Here is a 19,546-nt window from a genome sequence, read left to right as displayed (position 1 = left end):
TCTACGCGTGCGTCGCACCCTGGGTGAACGGGTCACGCAACGCCGAAAGTCGAGGGTACCAGCCGCCGGTCGGCGCACGAAATCGACGCCCGGCCGACGGGGCGGAGGACACCGACCGGTCGGTGTAAAGACCGGATCGCCGCAGGTTTCTGGCCGAGTGATGCAAGAAATTTACCTGTGTCACACGCTGCATTGCCGCTGCATGTAGCACGATTTTTGCATGACTCCCGCCTCTCTGCCACGCATGGCGCGATCGGTCGAAAACGGACTGGTTGGTACTAACGGGCGGGCGGCCGGAAACGGCAAAATCGCCCATTCCGGGCTATTCGAAGGTTATCGACCCGGCCGCTACGCCGACGCCTTCGACGAGATGTTCGACGGCACCGGCCGGGTGCGGCAGCCCTACAAAGGATTGTTCGCCGCACTCGCGCCGATCGACGTCGCGGACCTGGCGGCGCGCTCGGCCGCGCTGGACCGCGCCTTCATCGACCAGGGCATCACGTTCTCCCTCTCCGGCCAGGAACGGCCGTTCCCGCTCGATCTGGTGCCGCGGGTGATCGCGGCCGCCGAGTGGGCCAAATTGGAGCGCGGCATCAAGCAGCGGGTGATCGCGCTGGAGCTGTTCCTCGCCGATGTCTACGGCGAGCAGAACATCCTGCGGGACGAGGTGATCCCGAAACGCCTGGTCACCTCGTGCAAACACTTCCATCGCGAGGCCGCGGGCCTGGTGCCGCCCAACGGCGTGCGCATCCACGTGGCAGGCATCGACCTGATCCGCGACGAGCGCGGCGACTTCCGCGTGCTGGAAGACAATCTGCGTTCCCCGTCCGGGGTGTCCTACGTCATGGAGAACCGGCGCACGATGGCGCGGGTCTTCCCCGACCTGTTCTCCTCGCACCGGGTGCGCGCGGTCGGCGACTACCCCGGCCACCTGCTCGCCGCGCTGCGCGCCTCCGCCGCGCCGAACGAGGCCGACCCGACGGTGGTTGTGCTCACCCCCGGTGTGTACAACTCGGCGTACTTCGAGCATTCGCTGCTGGCCAGGCAGATGGGTGTGGAACTGGTCGAGGGGCGCGACCTGTTCTGCCGCGACAACGTCGTGTACATGCGAACCACGGCCGGCGAGCGTCAAGTCGACGTGATCTACCGCAGAATCGACGACACCTTCCTCGATCCGATGCACTTCCGGCCCGATTCGGTGCTCGGCGTCGCAGGCCTGCTGAACGCGGCGCGGGCGGGCAACGTGGTCATCTCCAGCGCGGTCGGCAACGGTGTCGGCGACGACAAGCTGATCTACGCCTACGTGCCGACGATCATCGAGTACTACCTCAACGAGAAGCCGGTGCTGCCGAACGTCGACACCTACCGGTGCTGGCTCGACGACGAGCGCGACGAGGTGCTCGACCGGATCGCCGAACTGGTGATCAAGCCGGTCGAGGGTTCCGGCGGCTACGGCATCGTCATCGGACCCGACGCGACGCCGCGCGAGCTGGAGGCGGCACGGCGCCGGATCAAGGCGGACCCGCGTGGGTGGGTCGCGCAGCCGGTGGTGCAGTTGTCGACCGTGCCGACGAAGATCGGCAACGAGCTGGTGCCGCGCCATGTCGATCTGCGGCCGTTCGCGGTCAACGACGGCGAGGAGGTCTGGGTGCTGCCCGGCGGGCTCACCAGGGTCGCGCTGCCCGAGGGGTCGCTGGTGGTCAATTCCAGCCAGGGCGGCGGCAGCAAGGACACCTGGGTGCTGTCGGGGCGTGATTCGCTGGCCGATCGGGAACTGGCCGGTGCCGAGCTGGTCAGCGATCCGCCGCAATCGGATTCGCGCGAGGTGGGTCGTGATCTGACGGCCTCGCAGGCGAATCAGCAACAGCAGCAACAACAACAGGAGCAGCGCCAGTCGATGGGCGGTCGGACCCAGCGTCAGTCGGGCGGCCGATCGCAAGAGCAGGTGATGCGCTGATGCTGGCCCGCAACGCGGAATCCCTGTACTGGATCGGCCGCTACGTCGAACGCGCCGACGACACCGCGCGCATCCTCGACGTCGCGGTGCACCAGCTGCTCGAGGACGCGACCGTCGATCCGGATCGCACCTCCCGAGTCCTGTTGCGGGTGCTCGGCATCGAGCCACCCGACGGCATCCTCGATGTCTGGTCGGTCACCGACCTGGTCGCGTTCTCCCACGACGGCGGCTCGATTACCGACTCGATCGCCAACGCGCGCGAAAATGCCAGGGGTGCACGGGAAGTCACCTCCAGCGAAATGTGGGAGTGCCTGAACGCCACCTACATCGGCCTCGCCGTCGCGGAAAAGGCGGCCCGCAGCCTCGGCCCGCACGAGTTCTTCCACTACGTCCAGGACCGTGCCGCCATGTTCGCTGGACTCTCCGACTCCACCCTGAGCCGCGACGACGGCTACCGCTTCCTGCTCCTCGGCCGCTCCATCGAACGCGTCGATATGACTGTGCGCCTTCTGCTTTCCCGTGCGGGTGACCGGACGTCTTCGCCGGCATGGGTGACCGTGCTCCGCTCGGCGGGCGCGCACGACACCTACCTGCGCACCCACCGCGGCGCACTGGACGCCAACCTGGTCGCCGAATTCATCCTGCTGGACCGGCTTTTCCCGCGTTCGGTGTTCCATTCGGTGCGGGTGGCGGAGAACTGCCTCACCGAACTGGATCAGCGCCCGAGCAGTCGGGTCGGGGCACGGCACGAGGCGCAGCGCCTGCTCGGTCGCGCCCGCAGCGAGCTCGAATTCCTGCCGCCCGGTGTGCTGTTGGAGGACCTGCAGAATCGGCTGCTCTCGCTGCAGAAGACCTGCCGTGAGGTCAGCGAGGCCATCGCGTTGCAGTACTTCCACGCCGCGCCGTGGGTGGCCTGGACCGATCTGCACAGCAGCCGCGACGGCCAGGTGCAGGTGGAGGGGGAGCTATGAGGGCACGCAGCGAGCGAACCATGAACACGGCCGAGGTGCGAACATGAGCTGGCGAATCCGGGTGGTGCACACCACCGGCTATGTGTACGACGCACCGGTCACCCGGTCCTTCAACGAGGCGAGGCTGACGCCGCGCGCCGACAGCAGGCAGAACGTGATCCTCAACCGGGTCGAGACCGCGCCGTCCACCCGGTCCTATCGGTACACCGACTACTGGGGCACCGCGGTCACCGCATTCGACTTGCACGCTCCGCATACCGAATTGGAGGTCACCGGCTCCTCGGTGGTGGAAACCGAGCCGTTCACCGCGCCCGCCGAGGAATGGGACTGGGATCGGTTGCGCACCGGGCAGATTGCCGATCGCTTCGACGAAATGCTCGCGCCGACCGCCTATGTGCCGTCCGATCGCAAACTGGGCACCATCGCCAAGCAACTGGCCAAAGGTCTGCCGCCGGGGAAAGCCGTTGTCCGCGCCGCCGAATGGGTGCACCGGGAAATGGACTATGTCGGCGGCACCACCTCGGTGCACACCTCGGCGGTGCAGGCATTCGCCGATCGCCAAGGCGTCTGCCAGGATTACGCGCACCTGACCCTGGTGTTGTTGCGCAGCATGGGAATTCCCAGCCGCTACGTCTCGGGTTATCTGCACCCGAATCCGGACGCCGAGATCGGCGTGACGGTGGCCGGACAATCGCACGCCTGGGTGGAGGCGTGGACCGGGATGTGGTGGGGCTACGACCCGACCAACAACATCGCCATCAACGAGCAACACGTGTCGGTCGGTGTGGGCCGCGATTACGCGGATGTGCCGCCGTTGAAGGGCATCTTTTCCGGAGGTGGCTCGACGGACCTCGATGTCGTTGTAGAGATCACCCGTCTGGCGTAGCGTCCTGAGCAACTCCGTTGATCTTGAACGGCACTTTTTTCGCAGGTACCACGGCTGGCAACTCCCTGGAACGCGGAAGGTGGACAGATGGCTCCAACGGCTCAAGAACTAGTCGAAGAGGTGGCCGAACTCCGGCTGATTCCCGACAGCAAGAAGTGGGGTGCCGAGGCGCTCGGCACCTTCATCCTGGTGATCGGCGGCGTCGGGACGGCGGTGCTGGCGGGGGATCGGGTCGGCGCGCTCGGCGTTGCCCTCGCCTTCGGCCTCACACTGTTGTTCCTCGTATACGCGATCGGCCCGATCTCCGGCTGCCATGTCAATCCGGCAGTGACGGTGGGGCATCTGCTGCTCGGCCGGATCGGGACGGTCACCGCGGCCGGATACGTGATCGCGCAGCTGATCGGCGGATTCGTCGGTGGGCTTGTGTTGTTCGCGCTGGCGAAGAACCTGCCGTCCTACGACCGAGCGGTCAACGGGCTCGGCGCGAACGGATGGGGTAAGCACAGTCCGTCGGCCACCATCGGCGCGCTCAGTCCGGCGGTCGTGGAGAACGGGTACGGGATCGCCGCGATGGTCATCGTCGAGGTGATGCTCACCGCGCTGCTGGTGTTCGTGGTGCTTGCCTCGACCGATCAGCTCTCGGATGTGCCGCTGGCGGGCCTGTCGATCGGCGTGACCCTCGCGGTCATCCACCTGATCTCGATCCCGGTGGACAACACCTCGGTCAACCCGGCCCGCAGCCTCGCCGTTGCCCCGTATCAAGACGGTGCGATGTCCCAGGTCTGGGCCTTCATCCTGTTCCCGCTGATCGGCGGCGCGCTCGGCGCACTGCTCTACGGCACGCTGTTCGGCCGCTCCCGCAACATGATCTCCTGACCCATCGACAACGCCGGGTCGCGGGCACATCGCGGCCCGGCGTTTCGTTTCGGTTCAGTGCCAAGCGTATTCGGCGCACAAGCGGTGCGCGACCAGGTCGAAAGTCTTGCGCGGCAAGATCGCTCCCTCGCGCCGGATGCCGTCCTCCGGCACATCCAAGACGCGGTCCAAGCGCACCCAGCTCGGCCTGCCCTCGGCATCCCAACTGCCGCTGCCGATTCCGACCCAGTTCGGGTCGTGCGCCCGGTCCGTCTTCGACGACAACATCAACCCGAGCAGTGTCCTGCGGTCGCGCCCGACCACCAGCACCGGCCGATCCTTGCCGTTGCTCGGATCTTCCTCGTAAGGCACCCAGGTCCAGACGATTTCACCCGGATCGGCGCGCCCGTCCAGGTGCGGTGAGTACACGACCTGCCGAGCGCGTTCGGCCGTCGGCACCGGCGTCGACGCGGTGGGCCGGACCTTGACCTGGTGGGTGCGGCGCTGTGCGAGCGAACCGACCAGGCGCTCCACCAACTTCGGTCCCTGCTGCCTGACGATCTTGGGACCCTGCTCCTTCGCGATAAGTCCGAGCTGCTTGCCGAGAGAGTTCCAACTGCGGGCCATCATCGCAATATAACGGCGTACGCCCGTCTTCTCATCCGCGCTGACCGGCCGACGGGGCGCTTGGCCACACCAGTGGCAGAAGCTTCGCAGAGCTCATGGGACGATAGACCGCAGCTTACCGATACCCATGAGGAGTGGAGTGCCCGCCAGCTTCGCCGACACGACGTTCACCGATCCGTCGCGGATCCGGAACTTCTGCATCATCGCGCACATCGATCACGGCAAGTCGACGCTGGCCGATCGCATGTTGCAGCTGACCGGTGTGGTCGAAGAACGGCAGATGCGCGCCCAGTACCTGGACCGAATGGATATCGAGCGCGAGCGCGGTATCACCATCAAGGCGCAGAACGTGCGGCTGCCGTGGCAGGCCGACGGCACCGATTACGTGCTGCACCTGATCGACACCCCGGGCCACGTCGACTTCACCTACGAGGTGTCACGTGCGCTCGAGGCCTGTGAGGGCGCGGTGCTGCTGGTCGACGCGGCGCAGGGCATCGAGGCGCAGACGCTGGCCAACCTGTATCTGGCGCTGGACAAGGATCTGACGATCATCCCGGTGCTCAACAAGATCGACCTGCCCGCCGCCGATCCGGACCGCTATGCGGGCGAGATCGCGCACATCATCGGCTGCGAGCCCGACGAAGTGCTGCGCGTGTCCGGCAAGACCGGCGTCGGCGTCCCGGAACTGCTCAACGAGGTCATCAAGAAGGTCCCCGCGCCGGTCGGCGATTCCGACGCGCCGGCCCGCGCGATGATCTTCGACTCGGTCTACGACACCTACCGCGGTGTGGTCACCTACGTCCGCGTGGTGGACGGCAAGATCGTGCCGCGGGAGAAGATCAAGATGATGTCCACCGGCGCGACCCACGAGCTGCTCGAGGTCGGCATCGTCTCCCCGGAGCCCAAACCGACCCAGGGTCTCGGCGTCGGCGAGGTCGGCTACCTGATCACCGGCGTGAAGGACGTGCGCCAGTCGAAGGTCGGTGACACGGTGACGGCCGCCCGCAACGGCGCCACCGAGCCGCTCACCGGCTACCGCGAACCGCGCCCGATGGTGTACTCCGGCCTCTACCCGGTGGACGGCTCGGACTACCCGGACCTGCGCGACGCCCTGGACAAGCTGCAGCTCAACGATGCCGCGCTGACCTACGAGCCGGAAACCTCGGTGGCACTGGGCTTCGGCTTCCGCTGTGGCTTCCTCGGCCTGCTGCACATGGAGATCACCAGGGAGCGCCTGCAGCGCGAGTTCGACCTCGACCTGATCTCCACCGCGCCGAACGTGGTGTACCGGGTGGAGATGGAGGACGGCACCGAGCATGTCGTCACCAACCCGTCGTACTGGCCGGAAGGCAAGGTGCGCAACGTCTTCGAGCCGGTGGTGAAGTGCACGGTGATCTCGCCGAGCGAGTTCATCGGTTCGATCATGGAGCTGTGCCAGCAGCGCCGCGGCGAACTCGGCGGTATGGACTACCTGTCGGAGACCAGGGTCGAGCTGCGCTACACCATGCCGATGGCCGAGATCATCTTCGACTTCTTCGACTCGTTGAAGTCACGCACCCGCGGCTACGCCAGCCTCGATTACGAAGAGGCGGGCGAGCAGGCCGCGCAGCTGGTCAAGGTGGACATCCTGTTGCAGGGTGAGGCGGTCGACGCGTTCTCCGCCATCGTGCACAAGGACGCCGCCCAGGCGTACGGCCACAAGATGACCACCAAGCTGCGCGAGCTCATCCCGCGCCAGCAGTTCGAGGTGCCGATCCAGGCTGCCATCGGCTCGAAAATCATTGCCCGCGAAAACATCCGCGCTATTCGCAAGGACGTGCTCGCCAAGTGCTATGGCGGCGACATCAGCCGCAAGCGCAAGCTGCTGGAGAAGCAGAAGGAAGGCAAGAAGCGGATGAAGACCATCGGCCGCGTCGAGGTCCCGCAGGAAGCCTTCGTTGCCGCCTTGTCCTCGGATGCCGCCTCGGACAAGCCGAAGGGCAAGTAGCGCTGACCGACTGACGAATCAGGACGTTCGCGCGGATATTCGAACCCGCAGGCGCACACCGCCCAGCGGGCTGTGGCCCAGTTCGGCTGTGCCGGAGTGCAGTTCGGCCTGTTGGCGAACCAGCGCAAGGCCGAGGCCGGAGCCTGGCGAGCCCGGGCCCTTGACGAAGCGGTCGAAAGCCTTGGGACGCATGGTGTCCGGGATGCCCTTGCCATCGTCGTCGATGAGGATCTCGACCGTGTCGTCCGGTGCCGGGGCAACGGCGACGTGGACGGTGTCGGCGTTGCCGTGCTGGACGGCGTTGGCGACCGCATTGGTGACGATCAGCATGAGGCCGCCGGGGATGCCGGTCACGGTGACGGGTTCGCAGGCGGTGAGCTCGATCTGCACGGCGGGATGGCGGCGTTGCGCGTCTTGTACTGCGCGGTCGAGGGTTTCGCACAGGTCAAAGGGTTCGAAGACGTCGGGCTCGGTGAGTTCGCCGACGGCGAGCCGCTCCAGATCGGTGAGGGTGTTCTCGATCTGCCGTTCGGCGAAGAGCACCTCGTTGAGGATGGCGCCGCGCTGGTCGGCGGGAATCTCCTTGGTGGCCAACACTTGCAGGTCGGTGCGCAGCGCGGTGAGTGGTGTGCGCAGCTCGTGGGCGCAGACGGCGGCGAAGTCGCGGGCACTGGTCAGCGCCCGGTTGGTGGCGTGATGGGCGGCCTCCAACCTGGCGAGCATGCGGGTGATGGCGTCGGAGAGCTCTTCGGCCTCCCTCGCGCCGCGGCCGGACAGCGGCGGCAGCTCTTCCAGAGTGTCGATGCTGTGGGTCGCGGTGGCCAGCTTGCGCAGTGGCCGCGCGGCGTAGCCCGCCAAGAACCAGCCGAGCAGCGCCGCGACCAGCGCGCCCGCCACACCGATGCCGAGGCCGACCAGCTGGCTGCGGTGGATAGCGGAGGCGACCGCGTCGCGGTTGGGGTCGAGCGTCACCAGCACCCCGGGCAGGCCGTCGACCCGGGCAAGCGCGGTGTCGTTGGGTAAACGGATTGTCTCCGTGGGGGATCCGGGCAACTCGACCGCGGGCCCCTGGGTCGGCAGACGGTACGCAGGCACTTGCGAGGGTGTCCGTTGGACCGCAGGTGTTTGCGTCGGCATCGGCTCTGGAACGCCTTGGGCCGCAGGGGGTTGCGGGGATGTCAGGTCTGGAGCACTTTGGACCGTGGGAGGTTGCGGGGGTGTCAGGCCTGACGATCCCTGACTCTCGGGCACCGGCATTTGGTCCGCGGGCACGCCTGCCACGTTCGGCGGTGCGGGCGGCGCGGCAGGCGCAGGCACTCCCGGAACATCTTTCAGCCCGGGCGCGACCCGCACCGCCATCGAGGAGACGGTCTCGTCCAGCTGTCGCTCGCCGCTCGCGTTCAGCAACGCGGCGAAGGTGATGGTGAGGGTGAGCGCGACCAGCGCGGCGATCACGCCGGAGACCAGCGCCACCCGGGTACGTAGGGACGGTGAACGTTTCACGGCTGCTCCCGCAGGACGAATCCGACGCCGCGCACGGTGTGCACCACCCGCGGCGCACCGGTCGCCTCCATCTTGCGGCGCAGGTAGGAGACGAAGACATCGACCACATTGGTGTCGGTGGCGAAGTCGTAACCCCATACCGCGGAAAGGATCTGCTCGCGGCCGAGCACGATCCCCGGATGTTCGGCGAGCATGGCGAGCAGTTCGAATTCGCGTTTGGTCAGCTCGACCGGCAGGCCCGCGGCCAGCACCCGGTGCCCGGCCAGATCGATCTGTACCTGGCCGACCCGCACGGACGCGCTCGCTGGCTCGGGGGTGGTCACCCGGCGGCGCAACAGCGCGCGCAGCCGGGCAACCAGTTCGCCGAGATCGAAAGGCTTGGTGAGGTAGTCGTCGGCGCCGCGTTCGAGGCAGGCGATGCGGTCGGTCACCGCGCTGCGCGCACTGAGCACACAGATCGGAATGTCGTTGCCCATCGCCCGCAGCGCGGTGACCACGCCCTCACCGTCGAGGTTCGGCATGTTCACGTCCAACACCATCGCGTCGGGTGTCGTGGCACGGACCATGGCCAGCGCTTCGGCGCCGTCGCCCGCGGTGACCACCTCGAAATCGGAGAGCTCCAGCCCGCGTCGCAACGACGCGAGCACGCGAACCTCGTCGTCCACGACCAAGATCCGGTGTCCGGTCATGGATCAACACTAGTCCCGGCCGGTCAGCGGACGCTGGCGACGACGCACGAGTCGTCGAGCGGCGTCGCGGGCACGGCGTCGGCAGGCAGTTCACGCTCGATCGTCACCCACGGGCCGTCGCCTTCGGGAGTCGTGATCACCACGGTGCCGTCCCCGTCTGCTTGCGCGCAGATGACCGGTTGGCCGGGAACAGTCGGGAGGGGGAGGGCAGGCTGTCCGGGAACGGCAGGCTGAGCGGGACGGGCAGGCTGGGCGGGCACGGCAGGGGCGACCTGGACGCTCGGACCGTGATCGGGCGCAGCAGGCAGCGGCTGCGCCGATGCGGCACCCGCCAAGCCTGCGACCACGGCGGCAGTGAGGGCGGTCCCGCTGAGCACCGCCGCGATGCGAGCGCTGTGGCGTCCGATGAGTGCGGTCATGAGGGGTGTCTCCTTCAGATCGATGAGGCCGACCGGGTTGGTCCGACGAAATCGACGGTAGGGAGCCGATCTTCACCGCTCCTTGAGCGTTCGTTAGAGATCTGTGAGGTATTGCTGACGTCGATGTGATGGGTGGTGGTGCCAGTCGTGCGAGGGTGGTGATGTTGAACCTGGTCACGCGCGGATCAGTGGCTGCGACCGGTTCGGTTGGGCCCTAGAAATAGGGCTTCCGTTCTGATTTTCCGGATGGCAAGGTTGTGTTGCTCGCTGCCGACGGAGTCTCTAGTCTCCTGGAGAATGTGACAGTCGGGTTTTCCCGAAATATTGTTAGGTGATCTTCACGCGGGGTGGGGAATGGTGAAGATGGGCTGTTGGTACCCGAGAGTGGAGTTTTCATGACGCGTGACCTGCCCTTCGATGACAACACCGAGGCAGCCGAGCACGCGGGCGACACCGCCTACCGGGTCGCCACCGGCGTCGCGCGGGTCGCACGCGCAGGCGCCTACGTCACCGGCGGTGCGCTGATCGCCGCGAACAGCGGCGGCGTTCCGGCCGCACCCGGTTCCCGGCTGGACAGCTGGAACGCGGGCTGGGCGCACAACAGCGACCCGGAGCCGGACGCGCCGTCCCCGGTCATCACCTTCCCGGAACTCGTGGTGGAACCCACACCGCTGAACCAGCCGCACGCGTCGAACCTGCCTGTCGCCCACAACGGTCCCGGCTTCACCCTCCCCGCCACCTCGGGGCCGGTGCAGCTGCCCATCCTCGAGGGTGAGTACCACGGCACCGACGCGGGTCTGCTCGGACTGTCCGGCACGGACGCGGATGGCGGGATACGGCTGTCGAGCTCGACCAACAGCCTCGAAGCGGACGATCAGCCTGGTGCCGGTCACCCGTCCACCTATGCCCTCGACGAGCCCGGCGGTCAGGGCTTCGGGCTGCCCGGTCACGGGCTCGGCCGGGCCGGGCACGGCTTCGGCCAGCCGGACACCGACGGCTTCACCGGACCGGATTCCGGCGCGTTCGACCTGCTCGGCACGGACTCCACCCGGGCAGCTGGCGATGGTCTGTTCGGCGGTGACGGCCTGTTCGGTGGCGGTGGTCCGTTCGGTGGTGACGGCCCCTTCGGTGGTGACGGCCTGTTCGACGGCGGTGGCCCGCTGGGCGGTGACGGCCCGTTCGACGGTCATGGTCCGTTCGGCGAGGACGGCTTGTTCGACGGTGACGGCCCGTTCATCGGCATCACGAACAAGCCGATCGGCGACGGCTTCTTCTTCGGCGTCACCTCGGACCCGGTCAGTGACGACTTCATCGGCATCACCTTCGGAGAGTTCGACTCCGACCGGGTCGGCGACCAGCTCGACCAGTTCACCGACTTCTTCCGCAGAAGCCTGGACGTGTCCGACGGCCCGCAGGCAGCGAGCGATGCGGCGATGCCGGGCCACGGCACCCCGGGAGTGGCCAGTGGCCTGACGACGTCAGGGACGTCCACGAGCCACTCGCATCAGACCAATCAGGCGCCCGCGGCCGCACCGAGCGCCGCGGCGCAGCCCCTTGCCCAGCCGTTCGCTGCCCCAGCGCCGATCGCACCCGTCGTGGTAGTGCCTGCGGTGGCCGCGCCTGCCGTGGCTGCCCCGGCGGCGGCCGCCGCGCAGCCGGTGGTCGCCACCCCGTTGCAGACCACGATCCAGCCGGACGCCGCAACCACGCCGATCGCGAATGTGTTTGCGCCCCCAGCAGGTCCGTCGCTGCTGACGGTGCCCGCGGCCGAGACGCCCGCGCTGTTCGAGCACGCACGGCCGACGCCGGTGAAGCCGATTGTGGTGCCGGACTCGCGGCCCATCGATGCGACAACGCCGACGGTGCCGACCGCGCCGACCACCGTCATCAAGACGGTGCCGAACCCGATCGTGCCCGGCGACATCACCGTGCCGAGCATCCCCGGTTTCCCCAGCGGGACCGCCCCGACCACGCCGCACACCGGCGGTGGCATCACCCTGCCGGACCTACCGACCAGCAAGGTTCCGCTCCCGACGGTCCCGAAGCCGACGGACAAGCCGACCGACCCGGGTGGTGTCACCATCCCCACCGTCACCAACCCGCCGACGGTGCCGACCGTCCCGACGGTGCCATCGGACTCGAACCCGACCGCCACGGTCCCCACCGGCACCTTGCCAGGGGGTAACCAGGGCGGGGCCACCATTCCGACTGTGCCGCACACCGACCCGACCGTGTCGATACCGACGGTGGCGGTGCCGACGCTGCCGCCGCACGGCGGGACCATGCCGACCGCCGAACTGCCGAACAACCACCACCCTGCTCCGACGCAGGTCCCGGTGCCCTCATACAAGCCGCCGGTCTTCGACCCGAAGCCCGGCGGGATTGCGCAGCCGATCAGCGATCCGCACGCAGCGACCCTGCTGCCGCTGGCCGACCACGCCGCGTTCGTCGATCACGTAACGCTTGCTGCCACGAGCAGCGGTTTGTCCGGCGGGTTGCTGCCGGATTCCGCGCTGCCGGACCCGACGCTGCCGGACACCCACCACGACTTCCTGTCGGGGACATGGACATAGCGTCGTAGCCAGGACGGTGCGCGGAGGGGCGACCGTATCGAGTGAAATTTGGACAATGAAGGAGGAGGCTTGTCTGCCGCAGCCCGGCTGAAGGCCGCGACGGTGAAACACCCGGACGCGATGGCGCCGCTCATCCGGATCCTCGACGAACTGCGGGAGATGACCCGATTCGCAGGCCGGGACGATCTCGGCAGCCGTCTTGGCATGGTGCGAGCCAGGGTGAGCGATCCCCGGGTTCGGCTCGTCGTCGTCGGCGAGCCCAAGAACGGGATGAGCACGCTGGTCAATAGTTTGGTCGGTGCGTCGGTCAGCGCGACCGACACCGACCTGAGCGTGCCTGTCATCGTCGAGTACGGTCCGGAACCCACTGCGACACTGGTGCGTTCGCTCGACGGCCGGATCGAACGCCAGTCGGTGGATCCGCTCGATCCCGGCCCTGCCATCTCCGGTTTCGGGGTGATCAGGGCCGAGTTCACCCAGCCGAGTCAGCTGCTGGCCGACGGGGTCGTCGTGATGGATGCGCCTGGCGCACATCCCAACGACAACACCGCCTGGTCGATGGTCGCCGCCGCCGATGCCGTGCTCTACGTCGGCGACGCGGCCGCGGAGCTGACCGTCGAGCAGATCGCCTACCTGCAGCGCATCCAGCACATCTGCCCGACCGTGATCTGCGTGCTGAACAAGATCGACCAGTACCCGCACTGGTCGCACACTCAGCAGCGCAACCGCGAGCTGCTCGACGCCGCGGGACTCGGCTTCGCGGTGGCGCCGGTCTCCGCCGAACTGCATCGGCAGGCGGGCCTGTCCGGCAACTATCAGCGCGACATCGAATCCGGTGTGCCGCAACTGATCGACCACCTGCGCGACTATGTGGTCGGCCGCGCCGACGGCGTCGCCATGGAGGCCGCGATCCAGGACATCCGGTTGGTCAGCGACCACCTCGCGTTGTCGCTGCGCAATGAGACCGAGGCACTGCGTGATCCGCGGCGCAGGGCCGAGATGACCGACAAGCTCGTCCGCGCGCGCGACAATGCCGACCAGCTGCGGCAGCGCACGGCGAACTGGCAGGTCACCCTGCTCGACGGCAGCGCAGAGCTGATGGCCGATATCGAACATGACCTGCGGCACCGGCTGCGCAGCCTGGTGCGCGACGCCGAGGCCGAGATCGCACGGACCGATCCGGCCCGCCGGTGGAAGGAGTTCGCCACCGATCTCGATGCGCGCATCTGTGAGGCGGTCGAGGAGAACTTCGTGATGGCGCACTACCGCTCCGTCGAGCTGTCCGAGCAGGTGGCCTCGAAGTTCTTGGCGGACAACCGCACTGCGCCGTTGCCCGACATGCGACTGGACAAGCCCGGTGAGGTGCTCGAGCCGGTGCAGCCGCTGGAACCGCTCGAAAGTGCGAAAGCCGGTGTGGTGCAGCAGTTGCTGTCCGGCCTGCGTGGCTCCTACGGCGGCATCCTGATGGTGGGTCTGGCCACCAGCCTGCTCGGCATGGGGCTGGTGAACTGGTACTCCGCAGGCGCGGGTCTGCTGCTCGGTGCCAACGCGCTGTGGGACGACCGGCAGAATCGCAAGACCCGTCGTCGCGCCGAAGCCAAGGTGGCGGTCGCCCGATTAATGGACGACGTGATCTTCCAGGTGAGCAAGGAATCGCGAAATCGCTTGCGCGCCATGCAGCGAGTGCTGCGCGACCACTTCACCGATATCGCCGCCGATGTGTCCAAGCAGGCCGATGACGCGCTGCGATTGGCCGAAGCCGCGCACGCGAAGTACGGCGACAACAGCGGCGAGCGGATCGCGGCCCTGAACGAGCAGATGGGCAGACTACGCGGCCTGCGTGCGCAGGCCGACGGTCTGGCGGCAGCCGCCGCTTGACCCACCGCAGCGACGGGCCGGAAAGCCCGTCGCTGCTAGGCGGATTCGTCGGTGTAGCGAATAACTCTGTCAGGCAGGATGATTCGCCGGGCTGTGGGCGGGCTGGAAGCCGCCCGAGTTCCGGTAGTCCTCGGCGCGGATCACATGGGTGACGGCGTTGATCAGGGCCAAGTGGGTGAACGCCTGCGGGAAGTTGCCGAGGTGCCTGCCGCTGCGCGGATCGATTTCCTCGGCATAGAGCCGCAGCGGGCTGGCGAAGCTGAGCAGGCGTTCGCACAGCTGCTTCGCCCGCTGCACCTCACCGATCTCCACCAGCGCGGACACCAGCCAGAACGAGCAGATGGTGAAAGAGCCCTCGTCGCCGGACAATCCGTCGTCGGTGGTCTCGGTGCGGTAGCGCAGCACCAGGCCGTTCTCGGTGAGCTCGTCGGCGATGGCCAGCACGGTGGCACGGATCCGGTGATCGTCCGGCGGCAGGAAGCGAGTCAGCACCGCGAGCAGCAGGGAGGCGTCGAGGGTGTCGCCGCCGTAGATCTGGGTGAGGACGCCGTCGGCGTTCACGCCGTTGGCGAGGATGTCGTCCTTGATCTCGTCGGCGATGGCGTACCACTCGCTGGCATGCTTGGTCTGACCGTGCAGCTCGGCCAGTTGCGCGCCGCGGTCGAGCGCCACCCAGCACATCACCTTCGAGGAGGTGAAATGCTGTGGCTCGCCGCGTACTTCCCAGATGCCGCGGTCGGGTTCGCGCCAGTGCGCGATGGCCGCCCGCACCTCGCGTTCCAGCAACGGCCACAACGACTCCGGCACCTGCCTGCGTGACTTCACATGGAGGTAGACCGCGTCGAGCATGGTGCCCCAGATGTCGTGCTGGTCCTGGTTGTAGGCGGCGTTGCCGATCCGCACAGGCTGGGCGCCGTCGTAGCCGCTCAGATGATCCAGGGTTGCCTCGGTGATCTCGCGCTCGCCGCCGATGCCGTAAAGCACCTGCAGCGGAACGGAATCCCCGTTCTCACAGGTGGTGGCGTCCCGCAGGAACGCGAAGAAGTCGTCGGCCTCGCGATCGAGGCCGAGCGTGTAGAGGCCCCAGAGCGCGAAGCTGGAATCGCGGACCCAGGTGTAGCGGTAGTCCCAATTGCGTTCGCCACCAGGTGTTTCCGGCAGCGACGTGGTTGCGGCGGCGAGCAGCGCGCCGGTCGGCGCATAGGTGAGGCCCTTGAGGGTGAGCGCGCTGCGCTGTAAGTAGCTGCGCCACGGGTGATCCGGGAAATTTCCGAGGGTGATCCACTGCCGCCAGCACTCGGAGGTCTGCCACATCTTCTGTGCCGCGTCCTGGTAGGTCTTGGGCGCGGGCAACTCCGACCACGTCAGCGCGACGTACACCTCGTCACCCTCGCGCAGCCTGGTGTTGGCGCGGGCCTCCCTGCCCTCGATGCCGAGCCGCAGGTCGGTGGTCAGCACCAGGGTCGGTCCGGCGCTCGGGTCGTCGGACCGTACCGCGGTCGCCTCCTCGTAGACCTTGCCGGTGTACTCCCAGCGGGCAGGCGCGCGGTGGTAGTCGAAGGCGGGTTCGCAGCTCATCTCCAGCTCGACCGTGCCGTTCACGCACTTCACCGTGCGCAGCAGCATATGTTCGGCGTCCCAGTCCATCGGTGTGCGGCGGTGCGTCTTGGAGCGCTGGTCGTTGTTGTGCCACGGCCCGAGCACGAGCGCGTCGCGGACGATGAGCCACCCGGTCTGCGTCTGCCAGGTGGTTTCCAGAATCATCCCGCCGGGCAGGTAGCGGCGTGCGGCGGGCACATTGACGCCGTACGGTCCGATCCGGAAGTGCCCGGCACTGCGGTCGAGCACGGCGCCGAAGATGCTCGGCGAATCGGGCCTGGGCACGCACATCCATTCGACGGCGCCGTTGTTCGCGACCAGGCAACTGGTCTCGCAATCGGACAGGAACGCGTAGTCGTCGATCGGCGGGTACACACTGTGCCGCCGCGCCTCGACCGACCGGTCTGGCACGGCAAGAGCCTCCGGTGGATCGCCGGCGAAGTCATCGGAAGACGCCATACCTCACTGTATCCATGCACCCGCCCGCGGCAGCCAAACCCAGCCCTCCCACAGGTGGCTAGGCCGGACTCAGGGCCGTACCAATCCCACAGACGTTCCGTACGGTTCACAGGGCCCACAGCCTCTGTGAACCGTACGGAAGGTCTGTGGATCTCGGCCGCGCCGACGCACGTTGCTGTGCGGCGTCCGGCGGGCTGGGTGGGTGCCGGGCGGAATTTTGGCTTGCAGAGCTCTCAGGTGGACCTACTAGGCTGGGCTCGTGCATCGGATCGCAGGTTGGTGGGACAGCTTCGAGCTGTGGGTCGCGGGACTCCCGTTCATCCCGCAGTTCCTCGTTGTGCTCGTGGGCATGGTCCCGGTCAGCTTCCTCATCGCCTACCTGCTCGACCGCGCACTGCGCGCCGTGCTGCGGGTGCTCGACCGCAGGCACGACATCGAGCCCGCCCGCTACCTGCCCGTGTTGCCCGAGGTCGCGGAGCCGGTGCTGACACCGGCCGAGACCAGGCCGACCGTGCAGAGCGGTGCCCGCTGATGCCTCGTTCGCGCGTTCAACTCGCGCTCATCGCGCTGCTCGTCCTCGTCGTCGTCGCCTGGCTGATCGCCCGCTGAGTGCTCAGCGGGCGATCGCTGCCGAGGATCAGTTCTCCCGCTCGCCCTTGCGCCAGTCGTCGAACCGCTTGCCGATCTTGGACACGGTGTCGGTGACTTCCTGGCCGACCGTGTTCACCGCGGCGCCGACGTCGCGGCCGAGGTTGCGCACGGTCTTGATCAGCGGATCCTCGGACTGGTCGAAGTTCTCCCGGTAGCTGCGGGCGGCCTGCTTGATCTCCTCGCCGAGACTGGTGTTCCTGTCCTGCTCGCGACGCGGGTAGTCGCCTGCGAGGATCCGGTCGTATTCCCCGCTCTGGATCCAGCGGCGCATCTCTGCGGCGCGCAGCACCGAGAACGGATGGCTCTGCAGCTCCAGATTGAGCAGCTTGAGCACGCCGTCGCGCAGGTCGCCGGAGCGTTCGTAATCGTCGGCCTGTTCGAGGAAGGCGCCGTGGTTCATCTCCTTGATCCAGGTGCCGCCCGCCGTCTTCATGTGCACCCGCACCGAAGCGTCGACGTCCTGCCCGCACAGCAGCCCGGCCCGGTCGCCGGACAGCTCGGACTTGCGGCTCCATTCCATCAGCGCGGCGACAATGGCGCGTAATGCCCAGCCGCCCACCGGCATCCAGCCGATGCTCGAGGTGAGCCGCAGCAAATGCATGAGCATCGTCCGGTACACCGCGTGCCCGGACAGCGCGTGCCCGAGTTCGTGGCCGATGACGAAACGCAGCTCCTCGGTGTCCATCAGGTCGATCAGGCCGGTGGTCAGCACGATGAACGGTGTGTCCATGCCGATGGTGAGGGCGTTGACGTGCGGGGTCTGCAGCACGTAGATCTCCGGCGTGGTACGCGCGTCGAGCGTGTTGACGCAGTCCTCGCGCAGTTGATGCAGCGAACGGAACTGCCGTTCGTCGACGCGCACGGCCGTCGCCAGGTAGAGCAGGCGGTGCTGGCGTTCTTGCAGCAAACCAGACAACGTGCGCAGCAGGACGTCGAATCCGGACAGCGTGCGCAGCGCGACGAGTGCGGTGCGGTCGGCGGGATGCTCCCACGCGCGCGTGCTGATGCCGGGGAATCGGGCGCGGACACGATCTGGGCTGGTAGTCATGGGATGAAACCCCCCTCTTCCTGGAGCTCTGTAACTCTTGGTAATTCGAATCCGGACAATGTGCTCTGCTACAGTCTGCCCGTGTCTTCGAGTGCCGTCCCGCTGGTCCGCCATGAATTGGCGTTGATCGCTGTCGGCAATCTCGCAGTCGCAGACATTCTCTGTCGCTGATCGGCCAACCGGTACGTCTGCGCGTCCCTACCTCACCTCGTAGACTGGCGTGCAACCTTTTCGCAGACGTCCTGGAACCCCGACGGTCGATCCGGCCGATAGGCGCGCCATTGCCGCATTGATGCGGTGACAGGTCTACCGATCCAACAGTAGTTTTCCCTGCCGCTCGATGCCGAGAGTCGGCGGTCCGTAGGAAAGGTCCACCCCGAAATGTCTAGCAAATCTTGGCTTTCCCCGCGTAAGCGTTTCATCATCGCCGCCATGACCTCGGTCGCGGCGGTCGTCCTTACCGCATGCGGTGGCGGAGCCAGTGATACGGCCGGGGGCGGTGGCGCCGACGGTAGCGGCGGCACGCTGAACCTCTACGCGTACGCCGTGCCGAAGCCCGGTTTCGACAAGGTCGTTCCGGAGTTCAACAAGACGGAGAAGGGCAAGAACGTCGTCGTCAACGGCTCCTACGGTGCCTCGGGCGACCAGTCCCGCAAGGTCAAGGACGGCGCCGAGGCCGATATCGTCAACTTCTCGGTCGAGCCGGACATCACCCGCCTCGTCGACGCGGGATTGGTCGACGCGAGCTGGAATGCCGACGCCACCAAGGGAATTCCGTTCGGCTCGGTCGTCGCGATCGTGGTCCGCAAGGGCAACCCGAAGGGCATCAAGGACTGGGACGACCTGCTGAAGCCCGGCGTCGAGGTGGTCACCCCGAACCCGTTCAGCTCCGGCTCGGCCAAGTGGAACCTGCTCGCGCCGTACGCGGCCAAGTCCGAGGGCGGCAAGAACCCGCAGGCAGGCCTGGACTACCTGAGCCAGCTGGTGTCCAAGGACCACGTGAAGGTGCAGCCGAAGTCCGGCCGGGAAGCCACCGAGACGTTCCTGCAGGGCACCGGCGACGTGCTGCTCAGCTACGAGAACGAGGCCCTGTTCTCCGAGCGCAACGGCGATCCTATCGAGCACTTCGTGCCGCCGGTCACCTTCAAGATCGAGAATCCGGTCGCGGTGCTGAAGTCGAGCAAGAACCAGGAGAAGGCCGTCGCCTTCCGCGACTTCCTCTACACCCCGGCCGGCCAGAAGGCTTGGGCGACAGCCGGTTTCCGCCCGGTCGACCCGAAGGTCGCCGCCGACTTCGCCAAGGACTTCCCGACGCCGCAGAAGACGTGGACCATCACCGAACTCGGTGGCTGGAAGACCGTCGACAAGGAGCTGTTCACCCCGAACACCGGCTCCGTCGCGGTGATCTACGACAAAGCGACCAAGTAGCCGCTTCGGCGCACGG

At 67.3% G+C, this 19,546-nt stretch carries 16 protein-coding genes; 10 read left to right on the top strand and 6 right to left on the bottom strand.

The genetic code is table 11. The annotated features are described in order from the left end of the window. Window positions 1-370 precede the first annotated feature (370 nt). The 4 genes from ACGFNJ_RS12600 (at window position 371) to ACGFNJ_RS12585 (ending at window position 4,690) form a co-directional block, all read left to right on the top strand. The gene (locus ACGFNJ_RS12600) at window positions 371-1,957 is read left to right on the top strand and encodes a circularly permuted type 2 ATP-grasp protein (protein WP_393447816.1); all 1,587 of its coding nucleotides are present in this window, start codon (window positions 371-373) and stop codon (window positions 1,955-1,957) included. Continuing rightward, complete coding sequence (locus ACGFNJ_RS12595) at window positions 1,957-2,928, top strand: alpha-E domain-containing protein (RefSeq protein ID WP_069167828.1); 972 nt, start codon at window positions 1,957-1,959, stop codon at window positions 2,926-2,928. Before ACGFNJ_RS12600 ends, ACGFNJ_RS12595 begins: the two co-directional genes overlap by 1 nt. 43 nt (window positions 2,929-2,971) lie before the next feature. Further along, the gene (locus ACGFNJ_RS12590) at window positions 2,972-3,814 is read left to right on the top strand and encodes a transglutaminase domain-containing protein (protein ID WP_393446597.1); all 843 of its coding nucleotides are present in this window, start codon (window positions 2,972-2,974) and stop codon (window positions 3,812-3,814) included. An 87-nt stretch (window positions 3,815-3,901) separates the two neighbouring features. Then, window positions 3,902-4,690 (top strand): aquaporin, encoded by a 789-nt coding sequence (locus tag ACGFNJ_RS12585; RefSeq protein WP_393446594.1) that lies wholly within the window; start codon window positions 3,902-3,904, stop codon window positions 4,688-4,690. Window positions 4,691-4,744: 54 nt separating this feature from the next. Here ACGFNJ_RS12585 and ACGFNJ_RS12580 read toward each other — a convergent pair whose 3' ends face one another. Next, window positions 4,745-5,296: a type II toxin-antitoxin system PemK/MazF family toxin gene (locus tag ACGFNJ_RS12580; protein WP_393446591.1), complete on the bottom strand. Its 552-nt coding sequence runs from the start codon at window positions 5,294-5,296 to the stop codon at window positions 4,745-4,747. A 127-nt stretch (window positions 5,297-5,423) separates the two neighbouring features. Between ACGFNJ_RS12580 and lepA the strand changes: the two genes are divergently transcribed. After that, window positions 5,424-7,283: a translation elongation factor 4 gene (lepA, locus tag ACGFNJ_RS12575; protein ID WP_393446588.1), complete on the top strand. Its 1,860-nt coding sequence runs from the start codon at window positions 5,424-5,426 to the stop codon at window positions 7,281-7,283. An 18-nt stretch (window positions 7,284-7,301) separates the two neighbouring features. On the opposite strand, the gene ACGFNJ_RS12570 is transcribed toward lepA, so the two are convergent. From ACGFNJ_RS12570 to ACGFNJ_RS12560, 3 genes are read right to left on the bottom strand one after another with little or no spacing between them, the layout of a single operon-like run. Further along, window positions 7,302-8,786, bottom strand: a complete 1,485-nt coding sequence (locus ACGFNJ_RS12570; protein ID WP_393446585.1) for an ATP-binding protein — start codon at window positions 8,784-8,786, stop codon at window positions 7,302-7,304. Continuing rightward, window positions 8,783-9,475 (bottom strand): response regulator transcription factor, encoded by a 693-nt coding sequence (locus ACGFNJ_RS12565; protein ID WP_069167817.1) that lies wholly within the window; start codon window positions 9,473-9,475, stop codon window positions 8,783-8,785. Before ACGFNJ_RS12565 ends, ACGFNJ_RS12570 begins: the two co-directional genes overlap by 4 nt. A gap of 23 nt (window positions 9,476-9,498) precedes the next feature. Next, window positions 9,499-9,894 carry a hypothetical protein gene (locus ACGFNJ_RS12560; protein ID WP_393446581.1) on the bottom strand — a complete coding sequence of 132 codons (396 nt, stop codon included), beginning with the start codon at window positions 9,892-9,894 and terminating at the stop codon, window positions 9,499-9,501. Between the two features lie 395 nt (window positions 9,895-10,289). Here ACGFNJ_RS12560 and ACGFNJ_RS12555 point away from each other — a divergent pair, with 395 nt between their 5' ends. Then, window positions 10,290-12,467 carry a hypothetical protein gene (locus ACGFNJ_RS12555; RefSeq protein ID WP_393446578.1) on the top strand — a complete coding sequence of 726 codons (2,178 nt, stop codon included), beginning with the start codon at window positions 10,290-10,292 and terminating at the stop codon, window positions 12,465-12,467. Between the two features lie 69 nt (window positions 12,468-12,536). Then, window positions 12,537-14,345: a hypothetical protein gene (locus tag ACGFNJ_RS12550; protein ID WP_393446575.1), complete on the top strand. Its 1,809-nt coding sequence runs from the start codon at window positions 12,537-12,539 to the stop codon at window positions 14,343-14,345. Between the two features lie 69 nt (window positions 14,346-14,414). On the opposite strand, the gene ACGFNJ_RS12545 is transcribed toward ACGFNJ_RS12550, so the two are convergent. Continuing rightward, window positions 14,415-16,403, bottom strand: coding sequence for a glycoside hydrolase family 15 protein (locus ACGFNJ_RS12545; protein ID WP_393446573.1), 1,989 nt, complete (start codon window positions 16,401-16,403; stop codon window positions 14,415-14,417). Window positions 16,404-16,662: 259 nt separating this feature from the next. On the opposite strand from ACGFNJ_RS12545, the gene ACGFNJ_RS12540 reads away from it, so the two are divergent. After that, window positions 16,663-16,935 (top strand): hypothetical protein, encoded by a 273-nt coding sequence (locus ACGFNJ_RS12540; RefSeq protein WP_393446570.1) that lies wholly within the window; start codon window positions 16,663-16,665, stop codon window positions 16,933-16,935. Window positions 16,936-17,040: 105 nt separating this feature from the next. Here ACGFNJ_RS12540 and ACGFNJ_RS12535 read toward each other — a convergent pair whose 3' ends face one another. Then, window positions 17,041-18,102 (bottom strand): M48 family metallopeptidase, encoded by a 1,062-nt coding sequence (locus ACGFNJ_RS12535; protein ID WP_393446567.1) that lies wholly within the window; start codon window positions 18,100-18,102, stop codon window positions 17,041-17,043. 81 nt (window positions 18,103-18,183) lie between these two features. Here ACGFNJ_RS12535 and ACGFNJ_RS12530 point away from each other — a divergent pair, with 81 nt between their 5' ends. Together ACGFNJ_RS12530 and ACGFNJ_RS12525 are read left to right on the top strand one after the other, a co-directional pair. Next, on the top strand, window positions 18,184-18,273 hold the full coding sequence (locus ACGFNJ_RS12530; RefSeq protein ID WP_332873269.1) for an Ms4533A family Cys-rich leader peptide: 90 nt from the start codon (window positions 18,184-18,186) through the stop codon (window positions 18,271-18,273). 261 nt (window positions 18,274-18,534) lie between these two features. Next, the gene (locus ACGFNJ_RS12525; protein WP_393447814.1) at window positions 18,535-19,530 is read left to right on the top strand and encodes a sulfate ABC transporter substrate-binding protein; all 996 of its coding nucleotides are present in this window, start codon (window positions 18,535-18,537) and stop codon (window positions 19,528-19,530) included. The last annotated feature ends 16 nt before the right edge of the window (window positions 19,531-19,546 follow it).

Origin of the sequence: Nocardia sp. NPDC049149, from assembly GCF_043197455.1 — a bacterium.
Classification (GTDB): domain Bacteria; phylum Actinomycetota; class Actinomycetes; order Mycobacteriales; family Mycobacteriaceae; genus Nocardia.
The sequence above is the reverse complement of the archived record's forward strand: the minus strand, read 5'-3'. Positions and strand labels throughout refer to the sequence as shown.

Excerpts from the sequence above, each read along its gene's own strand:
- ACGFNJ_RS12600 (WP_393447816.1), top strand. The coding sequence starts at position 371 with ATGTTCGACGGCACCGGCCGGGTGCGGCAGCCCTACAAAGGATTGTTC.
- ACGFNJ_RS12595 (WP_069167828.1), top strand. The coding sequence starts at position 1,957 with ATGCTGGCCCGCAACGCGGAATCCCTGTACTGGATCGGCCGCTACGTC.
- ACGFNJ_RS12590 (WP_393446597.1), top strand. The coding sequence starts at position 2,972 with ATGAGCTGGCGAATCCGGGTGGTGCACACCACCGGCTATGTGTACGAC.
- ACGFNJ_RS12585 (WP_393446594.1), top strand. The coding sequence starts at position 3,902 with ATGGCTCCAACGGCTCAAGAACTAGTCGAAGAGGTGGCCGAACTCCGG.
- ACGFNJ_RS12580 (WP_393446591.1), bottom strand. The coding sequence starts at position 5,296 with ATGGCCCGCAGTTGGAACTCTCTCGGCAAGCAGCTCGGACTTATCGCG.
- lepA (WP_393446588.1), top strand. The coding sequence starts at position 5,424 with ATGAGGAGTGGAGTGCCCGCCAGCTTCGCCGACACGACGTTCACCGAT.
- ACGFNJ_RS12565 (WP_069167817.1), bottom strand. The coding sequence starts at position 9,475 with ATGACCGGACACCGGATCTTGGTCGTGGACGACGAGGTTCGCGTGCTC.
- ACGFNJ_RS12560 (WP_393446581.1), bottom strand. The coding sequence starts at position 9,894 with ATGACCGCACTCATCGGACGCCACAGCGCTCGCATCGCGGCGGTGCTC.
- ACGFNJ_RS12555 (WP_393446578.1), top strand. The coding sequence starts at position 10,290 with ATGACGCGTGACCTGCCCTTCGATGACAACACCGAGGCAGCCGAGCAC.
- ACGFNJ_RS12545 (WP_393446573.1), bottom strand. The coding sequence starts at position 16,403 with ATGGCGTCTTCCGATGACTTCGCCGGCGATCCACCGGAGGCTCTTGCC.
- ACGFNJ_RS12535 (WP_393446567.1), bottom strand. The coding sequence starts at position 18,102 with ATGACTACCAGCCCAGATCGTGTCCGCGCCCGATTCCCCGGCATCAGC.
- ACGFNJ_RS12525 (WP_393447814.1), top strand. The coding sequence starts at position 18,535 with ATGACCTCGGTCGCGGCGGTCGTCCTTACCGCATGCGGTGGCGGAGCC.